Below are 19,814 nucleotides of genomic sequence, written 5' to 3' on the forward strand. Positions count from 1 at the left end.
TGTCTCCTTTCGGGAGGTCGTTCAGAACGCTGTCAGGTAGTGGTCGAGTTCCCAGGGGGAGACGGTGTTGTGCCAGGCGAAGAACTCCTCGCGCTTGAGTTTCGCGAAGTACTCGGCGACCCCGGGGCCTGCGACGTCCAGGGCGCCCGTGACGACCGGATCCGATTCCAGGGCGTCCATCGCGTGCAGCAGCGTCATCGGCAGCATGTCGCTGGGACTGTCGCCGGAGCCGGGGGTGCCGGGGTCGAGATCCCGTTCGATGCCGTCGAGGCCGGCGGCGATGGCGGCGGCCGCGGCGAGGTAGGGGTTGGCCGAGCCGTCGCCGCCGCGCAGTTCCACCCGGTTCCTGTCCGGAACCCGGAGGTAGTGGGTGCGGTCGTTGCCGCCGTACGTGGCGTAGCGCGGCGACCAGGTGGCACCGCTGCTGGTGGACGTGGCCCCGGTGCGTTTGTACGAGTTGACGGTCGGCGCGATCACTCCCTGCAGCGCGCACGCGTGCTCGAGGATTCCCGCGATGAACGCGTACGCCGTCCTCGACAGTCCCAGCCCCTTGGGATCGTCGCCGTCCGGGAACACCGAACCGGCGTCGTTCCACAGCGACAGGTGCAGGTGCATGCCGGAACCGGTGCGATCGGAGAAGGGTTTGGGCATGAACGTGGCTTTCATGCCACGCTTCTCGGCGATCACCGACAGCAGGTACCGGGCGGTGATCACCCGGTCGGCGGTGGTCAGGGCGTCGGCGTAGTCGAAGTTCTGCTCGAACTGCCCGTTGCCGTCCTCGTGGTCGTTGGCATAGTTGCCCCACCCGAGCGCGTTCATGGCCGCGGACACCTCGGTCAGATGGTCGTACATCCGGGTGACGTCGCGGGCGTCGTAACACGGCTGACGGCTGACGTCGGCCGTGTCCGCGGTGGTGAGGGCGCCGTCCCCGGTGCGGTGGACGAGGAAGTACTCGATCTCCGCGCCGACGTTGACGGACAGGCCGAGATCGGACGCCTTCCTCAGCGTCTCCTTCAGGATCACCCGCGGCGCATACGGCCAGGGCTTTCCCTCCACGTGCGGGTCGCAGTGCACGATCGCCAGTCCGGGCTTCACGAACGGGATCGGCGTGAACGACGAGACATCGGGCACGGCAACGAGATCGGAGTCCTTGGGCTCCTGCCCCATGTGCCCGGCCGCGTACCCGGCGAAGCCCACGCCGTCGTCCTGAAGCTGCTCGACGGCCTCGATCGGGACCAGTTTGGCGCACGGCTTGCCGGACAGCGTCACGAACAGGGCGAGGATGAAGGTGGTTCCGGTGGCCCGGGCCACCTCGGACAAGGTCTGCGGTGGGGTTGTCACGATGTTCTGCGCGGTGAACGCGTCGGCAGTGTCGACAGCCATGGGTAGCTCCTGAACTGGTGGTCTACGGGGTGAGGGGGTCTGTGGGTCAGCGCATCTCGCCGGCACCCTCGTACGGGTGCAGGCTGAACAGGAGGTCGCCCTCCTCGAAGCGTGAGTAGCGGAAGTCGGACGGCTCGACGTTCGGGAGGCCGGTCTTGCCGTCGTCGAGCAGCATGTCGGCGACGAGGCGGCCGACCGCCGGCGAGATCTTGAAACCGTGACCGGAGAACCCGGTGGCCAAGAAGAGTCCGTCGACCGGTGCGGGCCCGATGATGGGGTTGTAGTCGGGTGTCACGTCGTACGCGCCGACGTAGCTCGAGGTGATCCGCGGGTCGGGCATGTCGGGCAGACGGTTCCCGAGCTTGCCGATGTTCTTCTCGATGGTGCTGTCGTCCGCGCGGTTGCTGTACTTGTCGGGGTCGATGTACTCGGGCGCGGCGTGGTCGCTGTTGCCGACCAGCAGTTCGCCGTTCGGCTCGCGGCAGATGTACTGCAGGCCGGCCAGGTCCGACAGCACCGGCACCTCCGGCGTCGGAACACCCTGATCGATCAGGACGAGTTGTGCCCGTTGGGCTTTGACCGGGATGTCGACACCGACGCCGGCGCCGAGTTCGGGGGCCCACGGACCGGTCGCGAGGATCACCTGCTCCGCGTGCACTTCGTCGCCGTTGGCGAGCGTCACCCCGTAGACGCGGCCGTCCGCGTTCTGCAGCAGCGATGCCACCGGCGTGCTCTGACGGATTCTGACGCCCAGCTTGCGGGCCGATGCACCGAACGCCATGCCCGCCATGTACGCCTCACCGCGGCCACCGAGGGGCTCGTACGCGAAGGCGGCGAAGTCGTCGAGGTGCAGCCCCGGCCACAGTTCGGCCATCGTGTCGTGGCCGATGTAGTCGACGTCGATACCGAGGCCCTGCATCATCGCGACGTTCGCCTTCAGCGGGTCGATGTTGTTCTCGCCGACGCCGACGACATACCCGCACTGCCGGAACGCCATGTCGTCGCCGAAGATCTCGGTGGCCCTGGTGAAGATGTCGACGCCGTACCACGACATCGCCGCCAGCGACGGCGTCCCGTAGTGGCACCGGACCACGCCACTGGACTTTCCGGTCATGCCCGAGCACAGGGTGTCACGCTCGAGGACCAGCACATCGGTCTCGCCGCGGTCCGCGAGCGACCAGGCGATGGCGAGACCTTCGAGTCCCCCACCGACGATCACGAACTTTACTGTCTGTGTCACGTTGCTTCCTTCATTCGGCCGGATGTTCGGGCGCTGCGGCTTGGGTAGCGGTTCGTTTCACCTCATGAATCGCTGTTGTTCATTATGAAACAGTTCTACTATGTCGATCGTGTTACAGCAACGTTGTTGGTGCATCACCAAATCCCGCCACTCATATGCGCTTTGAACATCGATCACTGTGCTGATCTGCATGTTTTCAGCAGCGCCGCATTGATTTACGTCATCGAAATATGCCTTGTGGTTTCCTGTTGCTACTCCTTGTTTCATACCGAGGAGGTTGCGAACCCAGTCCCCACGCCTTCAGGGAGATCCCATGACCACGACCGACAAGCCCACCGCCGTCCCGTTCCGCGTCACCGCCGGATTCCACGAGAACCTGCCTCAGATGCCGGTCTCGGAGTACCCGGGCACCAAGGGATACATCGACGACGTCTTCGCCAACCCGGACGGATCGGAGATGTCGGCCGGCTACTTCGAACTCCAGCGCACCGACGCCCCGCTCGACTACTACTACGCCTACGACGAGATGAAGGTCGTCCTCGAAGGGGAGTTCACCCTCGAGAACCTCGACACCGGCCAGGTCGAGGTGGCGAAGGCGAAGGACGCGATCTTCTTCCCCAAGGGTTCGCGTATCCGCTTCACCACCCCCGACCGCGCGCTGGCCTACTTCGTCGGCCACCGTTCCTTCGCTCCCTGATCCGCGATGGCGGTATCGATGAGGTCGACCAGCGTCCCCCGGTGGCGATCCGACTACTCGGCCGTCGACGACCTCGCAGCGGGCGCTCTCGTCACCCGCTACGTACTGGTCGCGGAGCGTTCGGTCAGCGCCCAGGTCCTCCGCGCGCTGTCCGAGCGCGTGGCGCCCGTTCCCACTCGCACGGTGATCGTCGACGACGCGGCCGGATCCGGGTTCGGCGGTCTCGGCGAACTGCTGTCCGAGGCGCGCATCGGGTGGCGGTTCGTCGTGGCGGGCCCCGAGCACATGGTGGGGGCGGTGCGTTCTCGGCTGATCTCCGCGGGCGCGTTGCCCGCCGAGATCGCCGCGATGCCCCACCCCGACGCCCCGGTGCGCGACGTGTTCTGCGCGCACTGCCACACCACGTCGTCCTCGGTGCCGGTAGCCATCGGCGGCCGCGCGCCGTGCGGCGGTTGTTCCGCCGAACTCACCGTCTACTACCACTACTCCCGGCGCCACAGCGCCTACCTGGGATATCGAGCCGACTCGGAGGAACTTCCATGACCACGGCACTCGAAACAGTTGCGGGCGAGAGCATCACCGGAGGGCTCACTCTGACAGTGCGCGAGGCACGGCTGCTGTGCCCGGGCATCCGGCACATCGTGCTCGCGGACCCGGCGGGCCGCACCCTGCCGTCGTTCACCCCGGGCAGCCACATCGCCGTCACCTGGGCCGAGGGTCGGCACAATTCCTACTCGCTCACCGGCCCCTCGATCGAGCCGGACCACTACGCGATCTCGGTCCGGCTCGACGAGAACGGCCACGGCGGTTCGCGCTGGCTCCACGACCTCCAGCCGGATCAGCGCATCCGCGTGAGCCTTCCGCGCAGCGCATTCGCTCCCGCGCTCACTGCGCGGCACCACCTCCTGATCGCGGGTGGAATCGGCGTCACGCCGATCCTGTCGCACGTCCGGGCGGCCCTCGAGTGGGGTCGTTCGTTCGAAGTGATCTACTCCTTTCGCGATCAACTGGGAGCGCACGCCGACGAGTTGGCGGCGCTGTGCGGCGACCGGTTGGTCACCGTCTCGGCGCCCGAAGAACTCGCGGACCGCCTCATTCCCACACTGGCGGACCAGCCACTCGGCACCCACATCTACACGTGCGGGCCTGCGCCGATGATCGCGGCGGTGGCCGAGTGGGCCCGCAATTGCGGCTGGCCGCCGGGGCGCGTGCACTCGGAGGCGTTCGGTGCGGGCCCGCTGCCCGAGGGTGCGCCCTTCGCCGCCACGCTCGGGCGCACCGGAATGATCGTTCCCGTGCCGTCGGGGACCACCCTCCTCGAGGCGTTGCTGGACAAGGGAATCAACGTCCCGAACCTCTGCCGGCAGGGGGTGTGCGGCGAATGCCGGCTGTCGGTCCGCGGCGGCGAGATCGAACACCGCGACCTGTTCCTCACCGACGAGGAGAAGGCCTGCGGAGATTCGATCATGCCGTGCGTATCACGTTCCGCAGGAGACCGATTGGAGCTGGATCTGTGACAACCACCGAATCGCGTGCCGACCACATCACCCGCTTTCCCTTCCCCTTTCCCCGCGACCAGTACCGCTACAGCACCAACGTCGAGCCGGCCGGACACTCGACCGACACCGTGGCCGGCAGCTGGGGTGACACCCGCATCGCCATCGACGCCCACTACCACCGGGAACTCGCCGAACGCGAGCGCATCCTGGCGGAGGATCCGTCGCGGCACCAATGCCTGCCCCACATGGTCCCCGCCGCCTGGGACGCGATGCTCACGCTGATGCGCACCCTCGCCGACGAATACCCCGACACCATGACCCTCGAGCGGCGCGAAGACGGGTGGTTGTGGAAGAACGACCTTCTCGGCATCGAGCACACCTTCGTGTTCGGCGACCTCGACACGTTGCCGGCGCCGCCACTGGTGTACATCTGCGGCCAGATCCAGGAAGACGTCGTGCTCCTCGACCAGCGCGAGGGCGCGTTGTGGGGCGACGCCGGACTGGTGACCTTCGCGGCCGACTGGTCATTCGGATTCGACGTGGGCATGAGCTTCCTCGAGATCCACGGCCCCGTCCCGCGTATTCACAGCGAGAAGATCATCACCCGCGCACACAACTTCCTGATGCGGCTCGAGCCCGGCCAGAGCTACCGGCGCACCAACTGGACATTGACCGTCGACGGCAAACTCGACACATCGACCGAGACCTACCCCGAGTGGGGGAAGGACCGGCGCACCCTCGCCGACGGCCCGCTCGACGAGGTCGGGGACCGCCTGTTCCTGAGAACCGAAGTGCAGCATCTCATCCGGCTCGCTCACTCGGGCGCCGTCATGTTCCTGATCCGGACGTATCTGCTTCCGTTCCGGGACGTCGCGACCGTTCCGGAATGGGGCGAACGACTGTACCGGGTGCTCGAGGACCTTCCGGTGGACATGGCGGAATACAAGGGCATCAGTCGTACCCGGGAACCCGGCATGAGATGGCTGCTGAACCACGGGAATGTCGAACTGTGACGCTCACCGACGGGCGGCGGCGGGCAGCGCCCCACAGCGATCAGGTGGCTCTCGATCTCGTTCTCGCGACGGTCTCCGTGATCGCCCGCGACGGCCTGCGTGGGCTGACGACGCAGGCCGTCGCCCGGGAGGCCGGCGTCTCGGACGAGGCCGTCCTGCGCAGCGCCGGGTCGACGGACACCCTCCTCGACGCCGCGCTCCGCTACGCGCTGGACAAGAGTGCGAGCGTCTTCGCCGACATCGCCGCCGGATCGTCGCTCGACCACTTCGTCGAGCACCTCACCGACCTCGTCGCCCGCGACCCCGACCTCCAGGTCTTCCAGTACGAGCTGATGCTCGAGTCCCGGCGGACCCCGCGCCTCGACCCGCACGTGAAACTGCTGTACGCCACGTACATCGAGGCGACGTCGCAGGCATTGACCCGGCTGGGCATCACCGCCGACGAAGACCTGACCCTGCTGGTGTACTCGGCGATCGAGGGATTCGTCATGCACCAGCTCGTCGCGAAGGATCGTCCCGCGACCGAGCGCGCGATCGAGCGGCTACGCCGAATCCTGTCGACCGCGAGGTAGTCCCCGCACGTGAGTGGCAAAGTGTGCCCCGGCACGCTTTGCCACTCACGTGCGGGCGAGGATCTTCGCCACCACGACCGACGCTTGCCCGGACAGCCGCACCGATCCCCGCTCGACGAGGAGGCAGTCGCCCGGATCGACGGGACCGAGGTCCGTCGTGAGCCGCCCACCGAGGACCAGGACGAGGACGGCCAGCCGCCCGTCGGCTGTCACGTCCTGCGCCGCTCCGATGTCGACGATGTCCACGGACGCCGCGGTGGTGGACCTGTGGACCATGACGTTGAACGCCTCGGTCGGACCTTCCGCCACGCAGTCGGGGCTGCGCTCACCGGCGAAGGCCGTCGGACTCAGGCGCGGAATCAGGGTGTGGACGCCGCCGAAGTCGAGTGACACGGGATGGTCGCCGATCACCGTGAATATCCGATCGATGTCGGGAAACGGCGAGAACGTCGAGCTCGCCTCGAGCGTCGCGACGCTGAAACGCCACCGCGACGCGGCACCGGCGGCGATCTCCGCAGTGGTGCCCGCGCCGTTGGCCCACGGGATGGTCCGGCGATCCGAGCGCCGGACGATGCGGGCCTCGCGACCTGTGGTCACTCTTTCTCCTTACCTAGCCAGTCCACTGTCACGACACTGTTTTTCGCAAACCGAAACGCAGGCGCATACCGAATTCCGTTACGCAGTTGTCACGCGGCGAACTATTTCCGCAATCTCCGCTTTGGTTCACTGTCACTAGACATTGATTCCCAAAGGCGGACACTACAGGTGTCACGCCATCTTCGATCAAGGTGGACGACTATGAACGAAGCAGTCGCTGCGGCCGATACCGCCTGGATTCTGGCGGCCTTCACGGCAGTGAGCCTCATGGTGCCCGGTCTGGCCATGTTCTACGGCGGAATGGTCAGCGTGCGCAACACCCTCAACATGGCCATGATGACGTTCGGCGCGTTCGCCGTCGTCGGCGTCCTGTGGATCGTGTTCGGCTACTCCGCCGTGCTGGGTAACTCCCTCGGCGGTCTCGGCGTCCTGGGCGACCCCCTCGAGTACTTCGGCTCCAGCTCGCTGCTGGAGGCCCCCGCCGAACCCGGACTGCCGCCCGCGCTGGTCTCCGGATTCCAGCTGTTGTTCGCCGGCATCACCGTCGCGCTCATCTCCGGAGCGCTGGCCGACCGGATGAAGTTCGGTGCCTGGATGGTGTTCGCCGGACTGTGGGCCACGTTCGTCTACTTCCCCGTCGCCCACTGGGTGTTCGCGTTCGACTCCGAGGACGGGTCGGTGATCGGTGGATGGATCGCAAACACGCTCGGCGCCGTCGACTTCGCCGGCGGCACGGCCGTGCATATCAATGCCGGCGTGGCCGCTCTCGCGGTCGTCCTGGTCCTCGGGGCCCGCAAGACGTTCCCCGTCTCGCCGCGCCCGCACAGCCTTCCCCTGACCATGCTCGGCGCGGGAATCCTGTTCTTCGGTTGGTTCGGGTTCAACGGTGGCTCGGCTCTGTCCGCCGGAAACAGTGCATCCGTCGTCATCCTCAACACGGTCGCCGCGTCGTGCGCCGGTATCTGCGCCTGGCTCGTCGTCGAGAAACTGCGCGAAGGCCACGCCACGTCGCTGGGCGCCGCGTCGGGTCTGATTGCGGCGCTGGTTGCCATCACGCCGGCCTGTGGCGCCGTCTCACCCCTCGGCGCGCTCGTCGTGGGAGGCGCGGCCGGCGCGGTCTGCTGCTTCGCGGTCTCCTGGAAGTACCGGCTCGGCTACGACGACGCACTCGACGTCGTCGGCGTGCACCTGGTCGGCGGCATCCTCGGTACCGTTCTGATCGGTTTCCTCGCAGATCCGGCTGCTCCCAGCGGCGCCGCGGGACTCTTCTACGGCGGTGGCGTCGACGTCCTGTGGCGCCAATGTGTCGCCGTGGCAGCCGTTCTCGCGTACTCCTTCGTCGTCACGCTCGTGATCGTCCTCGCACTGAAGAAATTCATGGGCATTCGCGCCGACCAGGACAGCGAATACGACGGCCTCGACGTGTCCGTCCACGGCGAGACGGCCTACGTACTCGATGCCGTCGGCCTCACCGGCGCCTCCAAGCACGGCGCCGACGCGGTTCTCGGCGCAGAAGCGATCACGACCAGGGCTGCGGACCCTGCCAAGGCCTGATTCCGCGCACGACACAGACAATGGCCCTGCCCCGCAGCACTCCACGGGGCAGGGCCACTGGTGTGCCCAGCTAGGTCAGGCTCTGAGCCAGACTCCGAAGCCTCGCGCTGTAATTGTTCGGCTGAGCGGACAGGAACTGACTCAGCACGATCGTGTCGAACTCCTCCATGGCGGCCGAATCTGCGGTAATCGCGGCATGATTCGCCACTTCGTGCTCCAGAAGTTCGACCGACTCACGCCACCCGCGGATCGCGGGTCTTCCGAGTTCCATCTGCGGCTCGAATCTCAGCGGTTCACCGAGTGGGCTCCCGAGAATTTCCTGCAAGTGCTCCTCGAGACTTCGGCGCGCAAGCCGGATGATCAGCTGAGATTGCCCTTCGTGCCACTGCATGGTGGCGGAGCGTCCCGGCTGCAGAATCGACGCGACCGACATGGTCGAATCGAACTCCTCTGCGCCAGAAGTAATTCGGGCCGTACCCGACAGCGGGATCTGAACGACGTAGAAGTCGCCGAGATCATCCGAGTTCATTCGCGCATCGGTGCCGTAGTCGAAATAGTAGACACCGATCGTGCCCGCGGTCGCCAGGTGAACCGGCTCGAGGCGGTCGAAGGGCAGCGCGGACTGGACGTCGGACGCTATCTGCACTGTCGCTATCACCGTAACCACGACCTTTCGAACCAACCGCCACTCTACGCCCGGTGTGGAGGCGGAGGAAGGTCGAAATCCCGATACCGCCGTCAGTCCTCGTGGTGATCGGGGTAGGCAGTGACGGCGAGAAAGCGGATGGGCAACCGCACGAGATCGTTGGGACCGTGCAGACCTTCACCGTCGAGAAGCAGCGAATCTCCTGGTCGCAGCGTGTACTCGGCCTCGCCGTGCCCGTAGACCATGACGCCTTCGAGCATGTAGAGCAGTTCGGTGCCGGCATGCTGGAACAGCGGAAACGTCTCGCTGGAGTCGGTGAGCGTGACCAGCACCGGCTCGAGTCGTTTGTGCTGCCCACGCAGTGCGCCGAGCAGTTCGTAGTGGTGGCCCACCCGGGTGCCTCGCCCGACGATGACCGCACCGTGGCCCGCCTCGACGTACACGGCGTCGCGGGCGGTGTCGGCGCCCCGGAACAGAGAGGTGACGGGCACGTCGAGTCCGGCCGCCAGACGCGCCAGCGTCGACAGACTGCAGGAGGTCTGCGAGTTCTCGATCTTGGACAGCATGGCCTTCGAGATTCCGACCTTGGCCGCCATGTCTCCGACGGAGAGTCCACTGGCTTTGCGGAGCGACCGCACCTGCCTGGCGATCACCTTTTCGAGATCGGGCCCGGTGGGCGTATCGGACGGCACCTCACGCTCGACGGGGGCGGGGTCTCCCGTGTCGCGGTGGACCTCGGTCTCGGGTCGAGTGGTCACGTCCGCATCGTAGCAGCGCCGTTTACTGTCAGGAAACCGCGACTCACTACGCCGGACGGCGAATCGGTGCGCATACGAGCAACAACCGTGCGCTTGCGTGCAAGACGGCGCCGCGCCCGCGCCCGCATGCTTGTGACAGCCATCACAACACCACCGGGAGAGTTGACGCTATGACCGCAGTACACGAGAACGTCAGTGCCACAGGGCTTCCTGATGGAGCCGCTACGCAGCTGTTCATCGGCGGACAGTGGCGCCCGGCGTCGGACGGCGGAACGTTCACGGATCTGAACCCGGCCACCGGCAAGCCGCTCGTCGACGTGTCCGCCGGAACCGCGCAGGACATCGACGACGCGGTCCGCGCCGCCCGCACCCAGCTGAACGGTGAATGGGGATCGCTGCCCGGTGCCGCCCGCGGACGGATCCTGAACAAGGTCGCCGATCTCATCGAACGCGACGGCGAGATCCTGGCCCGGCTCGAGGCCCTCGACGTCGGCAAGCCCGTCGGCCAGCCCACCATGCTCGACATCCCGATGGCCGCGGGCACGTTCCGGCACTTCGCCGGCTGGGCCGACAAGATCACCGGCCAGTCCATCCCCACCGCCGGCTACTTCGGCCAGCCCACCCACTCGTACACCGTCCGTGAACCGGTCGGCGTGATCGGCGCGATCGTCCCGTGGAACACCCCACTGATGATCTCCGCGTGGAAGATCGCCCCCGCCCTGGCCGCCGGGAACACCCTGGTGGTCAAGCCACCGGAGGACGCACCGCTGTCGATCCTGCACCTCGCGACGCTGCTGGAAGAGGCCGGACTGCCCGCCGGCACCGTCAACATCGTGCCCGGCCTCGGCGAGGTCGCCGGCGACGCGCTCGCCGGCCACCCCGGCGTCGACAAGATCAGCTTCACCGGCAGCCCCCGCGTCGGCCGGATCATCGCCAAGCGCGCCGCCGACACGTTCAAGCGCACCACCCTCGAACTCGGCGGCAAGTCCCCGCAGATCATCCTCCCCGACGCCGACCTCGAGGCCGCCGTGGGCGGCACGGCGATGGGACTGTTCTTCAACCAGGGCGAGGTGTGTGCCGCGGGCACCCGCATCCTGGTGCACCGGTCGCTGTACTCGCAGGTGGTCGACGGTCTCGCCGCCGCCGCGTCCGCGCAGGTCCTCGGCGACCCCTTCGACCCGGCCACCACGATGGGCGCCCTGGTCAACGCGAAGCAGCGCGACACCGTCCTCGGCTACATCGAGGCCGGACGCAGCGAGGGCGCCCGGGTCGTCGCCGGCGGTGGCCGCCCGGACGGGGACGGATTCTTCGTCCAGCCGACCATCTTCGCGGACGCGAACAACGACATGAAGATCGCCCGGGAAGAGATCTTCGGACCCGTCGGCACCGTCATCGCGTTCGACACCACCGACGAGGCGATCGCGATCGCCAACGCCACCGACTACGGGCTCGCCGCCTCCATCTGGACCCGCGACGTCTCCCACGCCCACACCCTCGCCGGCAAGGTCCGCGCCGGGGCGGTCGCGGTGAACGGCTGGGCACCCATCGACCCGGCCCTGCCTTGGGGCGGCATGAAGACCAGCGGCACCGGCCGCGAACTCGGCTGGGCCGGAATCGAAGCCAACACCGAGGAGAAGGTCGTCACGATCATCCTCTGATCGCCCACAGCATCGACGTCGTCGGACAGGAGCAGGACCTATGAAGACCCAGGCCGCAGTGTTGTGGGAGCCCGGTCAGCCGTGGCAGATCGAAGAACTGGAACTCGACCCGCCGAAGCACGGTGAAGTGCTTCTGCAGTTGGCGGCGTCGGGAATGTGCCACTCGGACGAACATGTCCGTGACGGCAGCCTGCCGCTCGAGTACTACCCGTTCATCGGTGGCCACGAGGGCGCCGGCGTCGTGCTCGAGGTCGGGCCCGGTGTCACCAGCGTCGAGAAGGGCGATCACGTCGCCCTCGGATTCATCCCCGCGTGCGGCCGATGTCGGCAGTGCGCGACCGGCCAGTCCAGCATCTGCGACCTGGGAGCCCACCTGCTCGAGGGCTGGCAGATCTCGGACGGCACGGCCCGGCACCACGTTCGCGGCAAGGACGCCGCCATCCAGTGCCTGATCGGGACGTTCTCGCCGTACACGGTGGTCAACGAGGCTTCGTGCGTCAAGATCACGAAGGACATCCCCCTCGACAAGGCGGCGCTGGTCGGCTGCGGCGTCACCACCGGCTGGGGGTCGTCGGTGTATGCGGCCGGCGTCCAGGCCGGTGAGACCGTCGTCGTGATCGGCATGGGCGGCGTCGGGTGCGGTGCGGTTCAGGGTGCTGCGCTCGCCGGGGCCCGGCACGTGGTGGTCGTCGACCCGGCGGAATTCAAGCGGGAGCAGGCCAAGATCTTCGGCGCGACCCACACCGCGGCGAGCATCGACGAGGCGCTCCCCCTCCTCCAGGATCTGACGTGGGGCCAGCTCGCCGACAAGGTGCTCATCACCGTCGCGAATGCGAGTGGCCGCATCATCGCCCCGGCGATGAGCCTGGTGGCCAAGGGCGGCACCTGCGTCCACGTGTCGGTCGGCGACGTCACGCAGAACGACGTCGATCTGAACCTGTTCGATCTGACGGCGATGCGCAAGACCCTCAAGGGGGCGTGGTTCGGCAACGCGAACATCCGGTTCGACATCCCTCATCTGCTGCGCCTGTATATGGAGGGTCAGCTGAAGCTAGACGAGATGATCACGAGGACATACACACTCGATCAGATAAACGACGGCTACGAGGCGATGCGGAAGGCCGAGAACGTCCGCGGCGTCATCATGTATTCGTAGATCGGCACAGTCGGGAGCGGTGGGGCGCTGCACGCCTCTCCGCTCCCGGCATGGTTCCCTGTCCCCATGCCGTACGTGTTCCTGATTGCCGCGATTGCCGCCGGTCTCGTCGTCTCGGGAGTGGTCGTTCTCAATCTCGGCGGAGCACATTGATACCGTGGTCGCATGATCGCTGGTGGGGCAGGTACGCGTCGTGCCTAAGCTCGTGGATCACGACGAGCGTCGGCGCAGCATCACCGCCGCCGCCTGGCGGTTGATCGCCGCTCGCGGTATCGAGGCTGCCAACATGCGCGACATCGCCACCGAGGCCGGATACACCAACGGCGCCCTGAGCCACTACTTCGCCGGCAAGGACGAGATCCTCCGTACCTCGTACGAGCACATCTCCGAGGCCACCGACCGCCGGATCGCCGAGGCGCTCGGCGACGCGACCGGCCTCGACGCACTGCGCATCCTCTGCCGCGAAGTGATGCCGATCAACGAGGAGCAACTCCTCGAGGCCCGGATCGCCGCCTCGCTGTGGCCGCGGGCCATGTACGACGAGCAGATGGCCGCGACCAACCGCCGCACCATGGACAATTGGCGTGAGCAGATGGCGATCTTCCTCGAGCAGGCGCGCGAGGAGGGCTCTGTCGGCGACATCGACGTCACTATCGTGGTCGAGCAACTCCTGAACATGATGATGGGCATGCAGATTCTGGGTGTCCTCACGCCGGGCGAAACGTCGTCGGAGCGTCAGCTGGAGATGCTCGAGCAGTTCGTCGCCGCACTCTGATCTTTCCGTCGCCCGGCCAAAGCCGTTGCCGCGGAATCCGATAGAACATCTTTTTTGACCGAACGGTCAGTATGTTCGGGCGTGAAACTCACTGTTTACACGAGGGCACCTCGGCTGTAACGTACGTCACTAAGCTTTTTATTCAACACCCGTAGAACCAAAGGATCGCGACATGCCCACCCTTTCCCCTGCGCGTATCGACCACCCGCTGTCGCTGCCGACCGTCGAAGAAATCGCCTCCCTCCGCGAGATCCTCGAGGCCGCCGACGCGCTGACCGAGCAGACGAGATTCGTCTACGTCGGCCTCGAGGAACCGGACAAGTCGGCGCTGTACACGGCGGAGACCCCCGAGACCGATCGCCGATTCCGCGTTCTGCTGCACGACATCTCGTCGCCGAACGCGGTGGACGTCGTGGTGTCCGTGACTCAGCGGTCGGTGATCAGCTCGGTGACCCTCGACGCCGCCCGCGACGGTCAGATGCCCGTCCTGGACGAGGAGTTCGAGCTCGTCGAACAGGTGCTGGCCGCCGACGAACGCTGGCTCGCCGCGCTCGCCGCCCGCGGACTCGACGTCGCCGACGTCCGGGTCGCTCCCCTCTCGGCCGGCGTCTTCGACTACCCCGGCGAGACGGGCACGCGGATCCTCCGGGGGCTCGCGTTCCGCCAGGACCACCCGAAGGACCACGCCTGGGCCCACCCGATCGACGGGCTCGTCGGATTCGTCGACGTGATGAACCGGACCGTCACCGACGTTCTCGACCTCGGCGCCGTCCCGATCCCCGAGGAGTCGGGCAACTTCGACGACGTCACCGTCACCGGCCCCCTGCGCACCACCCAGAAGCCCATCGAGATCACCCAGCCCGAGGGACCGAGCTTCGTCGTCGACGGCAACCACGTCGACTGGGAGAAGTGGTCGTTCCGCGTCGGCTTCGACGCCCGCGAAGGTCTCGTCCTCCACCAGCTCGGATTCGCCGACGGCGACCGGGTCCGCCCCATCATCCACCGCGCGTCCATCGCCGAGATGGTGGTGCCCTACGGCGACCCTTCGCCGGTCCGGTCGTGGCAGAACTACTTCGACACCGGCGAGTACATGGTGGGCCGGTACGCGAACGCCCTCGAACTCGGCTGCGACTGCGTCGGTGACATCACCTACTTCGACGCCGTCATCGCCGACGAGTTCGGCACCCCCAAGACGCTGAAGAACGCCGTGTGCATGCACGAGGAGGACTTCGGCGTGCTGTGGAAGCACACCGACCTGTGGGCCGGCTCCGCCGAGACCCGCCGCCAGCGCCGTCTCGTCATCTCCTTCTTCACCACGATCGGCAACTACGACTACGGGTTCTTCTGGTACCTCTACCTCGACGGCACCATCGAATTCGAGGTCAAGGCCACCGGCATCGTCTTCACGTCGGGTCACCCGGGCGGCGACTACCCGTACGCCTCGGAGATCGCTCCCGGCCTCGGCGCCCCGTACCACCAGCACCTGTTCAGCGCCCGCCTCGACATGATGATCGACGGCGACCGCAACTCCGTCGAGGAGGTGCAGACCAAGCGGGTGAAGATGGGCCCCGGGAACCTGCACGGCAACGCGTTCACCCTCGAGCGCACGCCGCTGACGAAGGAATCCGAGGCGCAGCGCCTCGCGGACAACAGCGTCGGGCGCGTGTGGCACATCAGCAACCCGAACAAGCTGAACCGTCTGGGCAAGCCGGTGGCGTACGCACTCCACCCGGATGGTCAGCCGATCCTGCTGGCCGACGACGACTCCTCGATCGCGGCGCGGGCGACGTTCGCCACCAAGCACCTGTGGGTCACCCGGTTCGACGAGAAGGAGCGTTACGCGGCAGGGGATTTCGTGAACCAGCACGCGGGTGGCGCCGGACTGCCGAGTTTCGTGGCCGGCGACCGTGATCTGGAGAACGAGGACGTCGTCGTCTGGCACACGTTCGGCCTCACTCACTTCCCGCGGCCGGAGGACTGGCCGATCATGCCCGTCGACTACACCGGATTCACGTTGAAGCCCAACGGCTTCTTCGACCGCAACCCCGCACTCGACGTTCCCCGCACCGTGTCGAAGCACTGCTCGACCGGTGGCGGCAGCTGCCACGCGGACGGGGGATCGGATGTCTGACACCACCACGGGTTCGGGAGCCGGCAAGTTACGCGGATCCATCGGCGTCGTCGGGATCGTCTTCCTCGTCATCGCCGCGGCGGCGCCGCTGACCGCGATCGGCGGCGCTCTGCCCGTCATGATCGCGATCGGCAACGGCGCGGGCGCCCCGACCGCCTACCTCATCGCCGCACTGGTCCTGCTCGTCTTCAGCGTCGGATATGCGGCGATGAGCAGCCACATGGTCGACACCGGCGCGTTCTACGCCTACGTCGCCAAGGGGCTGGGCGAATCGTGTGGGCTCGGCGCGGCCGGCCTCGCTCTGCTGACCTACACCGCCATCCAGGCCGCCGTATACGGTCTGGCCGCCGCTACGATTCAGGGCCTGGTGGTCCAGTACGGCGGACCCGACCTGCCGTGGTGGATGTGGGCGCTGGTACTCATCGCTCTCGTGGCCGTGCTCGGATACCGCAGCATCGACCTCGGCGCCAAGGTCCTGGGGGTGCTCCTCGTGCTCGAGATCGGCATCATCCTCGCGCTGTCCTTCGGCGTGCTGGTGCGGGGCGGGGCCGCGGGTATCGACTTCGCGTCGTTCACCCCGACGTCGTTCTTCAGCGGATCTCCCGGTGTCGCATTGATGTTCGCAATCGCGTCGTTCATCGGCTTCGAGGCGACCGCGATCTACGGCGAGGAGGCCCGCAACCCCCGGCGCACGATTCCGATCGCGACGTACGCCGCCGTGATCGTCATCGGACTGGTGTATGCGCTGGCGAGCTGGGCGGTGGTGCTCGCGTTCGGCAGCGACAACGTCTCGGCGGCGGCCGCCGCCGACCCTGCCGGGCTGACGTTCGCCGCTGCCGCGCAGTTCCTGGGCGGACCCGCGGCCGATGTCATGGCGATCATGCTTGTGACCAGCCTGTTCGCCGCGCTCCTGGCCTTCCACAACGCCATCTCCCGGTACGTGTTCGCCCTCGCCCGCAAGGGCGCGGCACCGCGCGCACTGTCCCGCACCCACGCCAAGCACGGTTCCCCGCATATCGGCTCGGTCGCCCAGACGATCTCCGCGACGGTGGTCGTGGGGGTGTTCGCGCTCGTCGGCGCGGACCCGGTGCTGGAACTGTTCACCTGGATGGCGGGTCTGGCCACCGTGAGCATCCTGGTGCTGATGGTGCTCACCAGCGTCGCGATCATCGCGTTCTTCGCCCGCACCCGGCTGGATACCCGGCTCTGGCACACTCGCATCGCTCCGGTGCTCGGATGCGTGGGCCTGGTGGCCGTCACCGGGTTGGTGCTCGACAACTTCACCACGCTGATCGGCGGGTCGGAACTGCTCGCAGACATCCTGCTGGCCGTGATCGCTCTGTTCTTCGTCGCCGGACTGGTCGTCGCCCGGGTCACCCGGCAGAGCCGGGCGGATGTCGGGCAGCGTCGCGAACTCACCCCCACGATCTGAGTCCGGCGATGTTCGAGATCCCTGCCGTGCACGCGGCGATGCTCGTCGGAGCGGTCGGCGCGATCGTGCCGATGTGGCGGGCACACGGCACGGACTGCCGGGTGCGCATCGCGCACGGCGCGATGGCGGTGTCCATGGTCGCGATGATGATCCCCGGCGTGCCGGCGGGGATTCACCTGCTGGGGGGTGCCGTCCTCATCGCCCTCGCCGTGTTCGTCACCGGTGAGACCATGCACCGCCGGACCGCCGTGCCCTGCGCGGTGGACCTCACCGCCATGGGGGTGCTGCTGCTCCTGGCCCCGACGTCCGCTCCCGCCCCGGCGGCGTCGGCGCCGGTGCCGTCGGGCCACCACCACGGTGGCGCTGGATTCTCGACGGGCTTGCTCCCACTCCTCGTGCTCGTGTGCTGGGCACTGTTGACACTGCATCTCTTTCGCTCCACCCCGCGCCGCGAGCGCCGGTCCGGCGTCAGGACCGCGGCGGCGGGATCCGCACTGATGATCCTGGGCATGGCCCCCATGGCCGTCTGACCGCTCTCGCAAAAAAGCAACCTGGAGGAACCGATGAGTTACGCCGATGCCGTCTACATCCACGGCAAGGTCTTCACCGTCGACGCGAATTTCACGATCACCACCGCCCTCGCGGTGCGTGACGGACTCGTCCACGCGGTGGGCAGCGATGCAGAGATCGAAACCCTGATCGGACCGGACACCGTGGTCACGGACCTCGGGGGGAAGACGATCCTCCCGGGTATCAACGACTCGCACCTGCACGCCATCGCCTACGGGCTCGACACCCCGCCGCTGTCGCTGGACGTGTCGTTTCCTGCTGTCCGGTCGATCGCGGACGTCCGTGAACTCGTGCGGGAGGCCGCCGCTGCGGCCGAGGACGGCGAGTGGATCATCGGAACCGGCTGGGACGACGGGTATCTCGACGAGTGCCTCGCCGAGGCCGGTCGGACGCCGAACCGTTGGGATCTCGACGAGGTGTCCCCGAACAATCCCGTGTTCCTGCAGGACTTCTCGCGGCACACGTCGTGGGTGAACAGCGCGGCGCTGGCGCTCGCCGGGGTGGACGAGACCACGCCGCTCCCGCCAGGCAGCCTCATGCCCGTCGGCGAGGACGGCCTGCTGACCGGCATCGTCATGGAGGGTGCGCAGGCCCTCGTGCAGCGTGTTCTCCCGGCCCTCACCCGGGAGCGCCGGGAGGAGGCACTCCGCTCGGCGATCTCGATCCTGCAGAGCGAGGGCATCACCAGCTTCACCGATCCCGCGATCGGCCCCGGCGGCGAGGCCCTCGCCGGTGGGGCGATGGGCGCCGAGGGTCTCGCGGTGTACGCCGATCTCGCCATCCGCGGAGAACTGGGCGCCCGCGTCAACCTTCTCCTCCTGCCCACCGGAATGTCCGGATCTGCAGAGGATTTCGGACAGAACCTCGCGAACATCGACGTTCCGGAATCGGTGGACCCGAAAATGTTCCGGGTTCTCGGGGTGAAGGTGTTCGCCGACGGCATCCCGCCGAGCAAGACCGCGTGGATGCACGAGGAGTACATCGGCGGCGGCTGCGGCTCCCTCTGCGTCGGCGGCGACACCGACGAGCGTCAGGTGTACGAGGTGACCGAGATGGTCCGCATCGGCCACGAGGCCGGCTACCAGATCGGTGTGCACGTCACCGGTGACCGTGCCATCGACACCGTCGCCGACGCGATCATCGCCGCGCAGAACGCGCACCCCCGCGAGGATGCCCGGCACTACCTGATCCACGGCGACTTCATCAGCGAAGCTACCCTGAAGCGACTGGCCGAGAACGGCATCGGCGTCAACATGAACCCTACGATCAAGTGGACGATCGCCGACCTGGAGGTCGGGGTGGTCGGGACCGAACGAGCCGCCTACGAATGGCCGTATCGCAGCGCCGTCGAATCCGGGGTGCACCTGATGAGCAGTTCCGATGCACCGGTCACACCGCCCGATTGGCGTCAGGGCATCTCGACGATGATCCTGCGCGAGAGCAAGGCCAGCGGTGCGGTGAGCGGGCCCGACCAGTGCATCGGCCTCGCCGACGCCGTCCGCACCTACACGATCAACGCGGCCTGGCAGGACTTCGCCGAGGACTGGAAGGGATCCCTCGAGGCCGGCAAGGTGGCCGACCTGTGCATCCTCGACGGCGACCTCGAGACCATCGACCCGCACGACATCCCGGCAATGCAGGTCGTCGCCACCGTGCTGGGTGGGGAGGTCGTGTTCCAGCGCGTCGCCGAAAGCGTCGCGTAAAGCCTCTATCGATACGTCAGAACTGCCGGTTCGCCGCTCGGTCGGCGAACCGGCAGTTCTGCGTCCTACCCCATCTGCCGGTTCACTGAGCCCATGCTGCCTCCGCGATCCAGTACTCGCTTCCGTCGGCGCTGATTCCGCGTTGCCAGTCGGTGGTCCGTCTCAGGTTCGGTTCGACGCGCGCGGTGGCCGCGTCGGCGCCGTCCGGTCCGTCCTCGCGGGTCTGCCAGTGGACCCAGTTCACTTCGTTGCCGTCCTCGTCGTGCACGAAGAGGTCGACGTGGTGCCACCCGTAGCGGTGGGTGTCGGCGTAACAGGTCAGGAATGTTCGGTGATGATGCGAATAGTCCACGAGGTACCTCCGGGGCCGCGGTGGTGTTTCCCACCACGCTAGAACCGGATCGCGCCCAACGGAATCCAAGAAACCTTT

At 67.1% G+C, this 19,814-nt stretch carries 20 protein-coding genes; 13 read left to right on the forward strand and 7 right to left on the reverse strand.

The features are described from left to right. Positions 1-21 precede the first annotated feature (21 nt). The 3 genes from glnT to RHA1_RS49390 are packed head-to-tail and all read right to left on the reverse strand — an operon-like array spanning position 22 to position 2,890. A complete protein-coding gene (gene glnT / locus RHA1_RS13730; RefSeq protein ID WP_011595515.1) occupies positions 22-1,383 on the reverse strand; it encodes a type III glutamate--ammonia ligase in 1,362 nt (453 codons plus the stop codon). 46 nt (positions 1,384-1,429) lie between these two features. Next, positions 1,430-2,623 carry an NAD(P)/FAD-dependent oxidoreductase gene (locus tag RHA1_RS13735; protein ID WP_011595516.1) on the reverse strand — a complete coding sequence of 398 codons (1,194 nt, stop codon included), beginning with the start codon at positions 2,621-2,623 and terminating at the stop codon, positions 1,430-1,432. A 57-nt stretch (positions 2,624-2,680) separates the two neighbouring features. Next, positions 2,681-2,890: a hypothetical protein gene (locus tag RHA1_RS49390; protein WP_148228385.1), complete on the reverse strand. Its 210-nt coding sequence runs from the start codon at positions 2,888-2,890 to the stop codon at positions 2,681-2,683. A 46-nt stretch (positions 2,891-2,936) separates the two neighbouring features. Between RHA1_RS49390 and RHA1_RS13740 the strand changes: the two genes are divergently transcribed. Genes RHA1_RS13740 through RHA1_RS13760 form a run of 5 tightly spaced genes read left to right on the forward strand, consistent with a single transcriptional unit; the run spans position 2,937 to position 6,404 of the window. Further along, a complete protein-coding gene (locus RHA1_RS13740; RefSeq protein ID WP_009475598.1) occupies positions 2,937-3,320 on the forward strand; it encodes a cupin domain-containing protein in 384 nt (127 codons plus the stop codon). Between the two features lie 6 nt (positions 3,321-3,326). Next, positions 3,327-3,863 (forward strand): dimethylamine monooxygenase subunit DmmA family protein, encoded by a 537-nt coding sequence (locus RHA1_RS13745; RefSeq protein ID WP_011595517.1) that lies wholly within the window; start codon positions 3,327-3,329, stop codon positions 3,861-3,863. Next, positions 3,860-4,837, forward strand: a complete 978-nt coding sequence (locus tag RHA1_RS13750; RefSeq protein WP_011595518.1) for a PDR/VanB family oxidoreductase — start codon at positions 3,860-3,862, stop codon at positions 4,835-4,837. The genes RHA1_RS13745 and RHA1_RS13750 overlap by 4 nt, the downstream gene beginning before the upstream one ends. After that, positions 4,834-5,832: a heme-dependent oxidative N-demethylase family protein gene (locus RHA1_RS13755; protein ID WP_011595519.1), complete on the forward strand. Its 999-nt coding sequence runs from the start codon at positions 4,834-4,836 to the stop codon at positions 5,830-5,832. The genes RHA1_RS13750 and RHA1_RS13755 overlap by 4 nt, the downstream gene beginning before the upstream one ends. Then, positions 5,829-6,404: a TetR/AcrR family transcriptional regulator gene (locus RHA1_RS13760; protein ID WP_041811428.1), complete on the forward strand. Its 576-nt coding sequence runs from the start codon at positions 5,829-5,831 to the stop codon at positions 6,402-6,404. The genes RHA1_RS13755 and RHA1_RS13760 overlap by 4 nt, the downstream gene beginning before the upstream one ends. Before the next feature lie 45 nt (positions 6,405-6,449). On the opposite strand, the gene RHA1_RS13765 is transcribed toward RHA1_RS13760, so the two are convergent. After that, positions 6,450-7,001, reverse strand: a complete 552-nt coding sequence (locus tag RHA1_RS13765) for a HutD/Ves family protein (RefSeq protein ID WP_011595521.1) — start codon at positions 6,999-7,001, stop codon at positions 6,450-6,452. A 201-nt stretch (positions 7,002-7,202) separates the two neighbouring features. On the opposite strand from RHA1_RS13765, the gene RHA1_RS13770 reads away from it, so the two are divergent. After that, on the forward strand, positions 7,203-8,555 hold the full coding sequence (locus tag RHA1_RS13770; protein WP_011595522.1) for an ammonium transporter: 1,353 nt from the start codon (positions 7,203-7,205) through the stop codon (positions 8,553-8,555). A 70-nt stretch (positions 8,556-8,625) separates the two neighbouring features. On the opposite strand, the gene RHA1_RS13775 is transcribed toward RHA1_RS13770, so the two are convergent. Then, positions 8,626-9,222 (reverse strand): cupin domain-containing protein, encoded by a 597-nt coding sequence (locus RHA1_RS13775; protein ID WP_337504219.1) that lies wholly within the window; start codon positions 9,220-9,222, stop codon positions 8,626-8,628. A gap of 71 nt (positions 9,223-9,293) precedes the next feature. After that, positions 9,294-9,959, reverse strand: coding sequence for a type II toxin-antitoxin system RelB family anti-toxin (gene relB / locus RHA1_RS13780; protein WP_005255983.1), 666 nt, complete (start codon positions 9,957-9,959; stop codon positions 9,294-9,296). A 170-nt stretch (positions 9,960-10,129) separates the two neighbouring features. Between relB and styD the strand changes: the two genes are divergently transcribed. The 7 genes from styD to RHA1_RS13815 all read left to right on the forward strand — a co-directional run bounded on the left by styD (position 10,130) and on the right by RHA1_RS13815 (position 19,384). Further along, positions 10,130-11,617 carry a phenylacetaldehyde dehydrogenase StyD gene (styD, locus tag RHA1_RS13785; protein WP_011595524.1) on the forward strand — a complete coding sequence of 496 codons (1,488 nt, stop codon included), beginning with the start codon at positions 10,130-10,132 and terminating at the stop codon, positions 11,615-11,617. A gap of 40 nt (positions 11,618-11,657) precedes the next feature. Beyond that, positions 11,658-12,773 (forward strand): NDMA-dependent alcohol dehydrogenase, encoded by a 1,116-nt coding sequence (locus RHA1_RS13790; RefSeq protein ID WP_011595525.1) that lies wholly within the window; start codon positions 11,658-11,660, stop codon positions 12,771-12,773. A 205-nt stretch (positions 12,774-12,978) separates the two neighbouring features. Then, positions 12,979-13,548, forward strand: a complete 570-nt coding sequence (locus RHA1_RS13795) for a TetR/AcrR family transcriptional regulator (protein WP_029539077.1) — start codon at positions 12,979-12,981, stop codon at positions 13,546-13,548. 172 nt (positions 13,549-13,720) lie between these two features. After that, positions 13,721-15,679, forward strand: a complete 1,959-nt coding sequence (locus tag RHA1_RS13800; protein ID WP_011595527.1) for a primary-amine oxidase — start codon at positions 13,721-13,723, stop codon at positions 15,677-15,679. Continuing rightward, on the forward strand, positions 15,672-17,111 hold the full coding sequence (locus tag RHA1_RS13805) for an APC family permease (protein ID WP_009475612.1): 1,440 nt from the start codon (positions 15,672-15,674) through the stop codon (positions 17,109-17,111). Before RHA1_RS13800 ends, RHA1_RS13805 begins: the two co-directional genes overlap by 8 nt. 8 nt (positions 17,112-17,119) lie before the next feature. Beyond that, positions 17,120-17,641: a DUF5134 domain-containing protein gene (locus RHA1_RS13810; protein WP_016882272.1), complete on the forward strand. Its 522-nt coding sequence runs from the start codon at positions 17,120-17,122 to the stop codon at positions 17,639-17,641. 33 nt (positions 17,642-17,674) lie between these two features. Continuing rightward, positions 17,675-19,384 carry an amidohydrolase gene (locus RHA1_RS13815; protein ID WP_011595528.1) on the forward strand — a complete coding sequence of 570 codons (1,710 nt, stop codon included), beginning with the start codon at positions 17,675-17,677 and terminating at the stop codon, positions 19,382-19,384. A gap of 82 nt (positions 19,385-19,466) precedes the next feature. Here the strand turns inward: RHA1_RS13815 and RHA1_RS13820 are convergent, their stop codons facing one another. Further along, positions 19,467-19,736 carry a hypothetical protein gene (locus RHA1_RS13820; protein WP_005250812.1) on the reverse strand — a complete coding sequence of 90 codons (270 nt, stop codon included), beginning with the start codon at positions 19,734-19,736 and terminating at the stop codon, positions 19,467-19,469. Between the last annotated feature and the right edge of the window lie 78 nt (positions 19,737-19,814).

The sequence above is a fragment of the Rhodococcus jostii RHA1 genome (assembly GCF_000014565.1).
In the GTDB taxonomy this organism is placed as follows: Bacteria; Actinomycetota; Actinomycetes; order Mycobacteriales; family Mycobacteriaceae; genus Rhodococcus_F; species Rhodococcus_F jostii_A.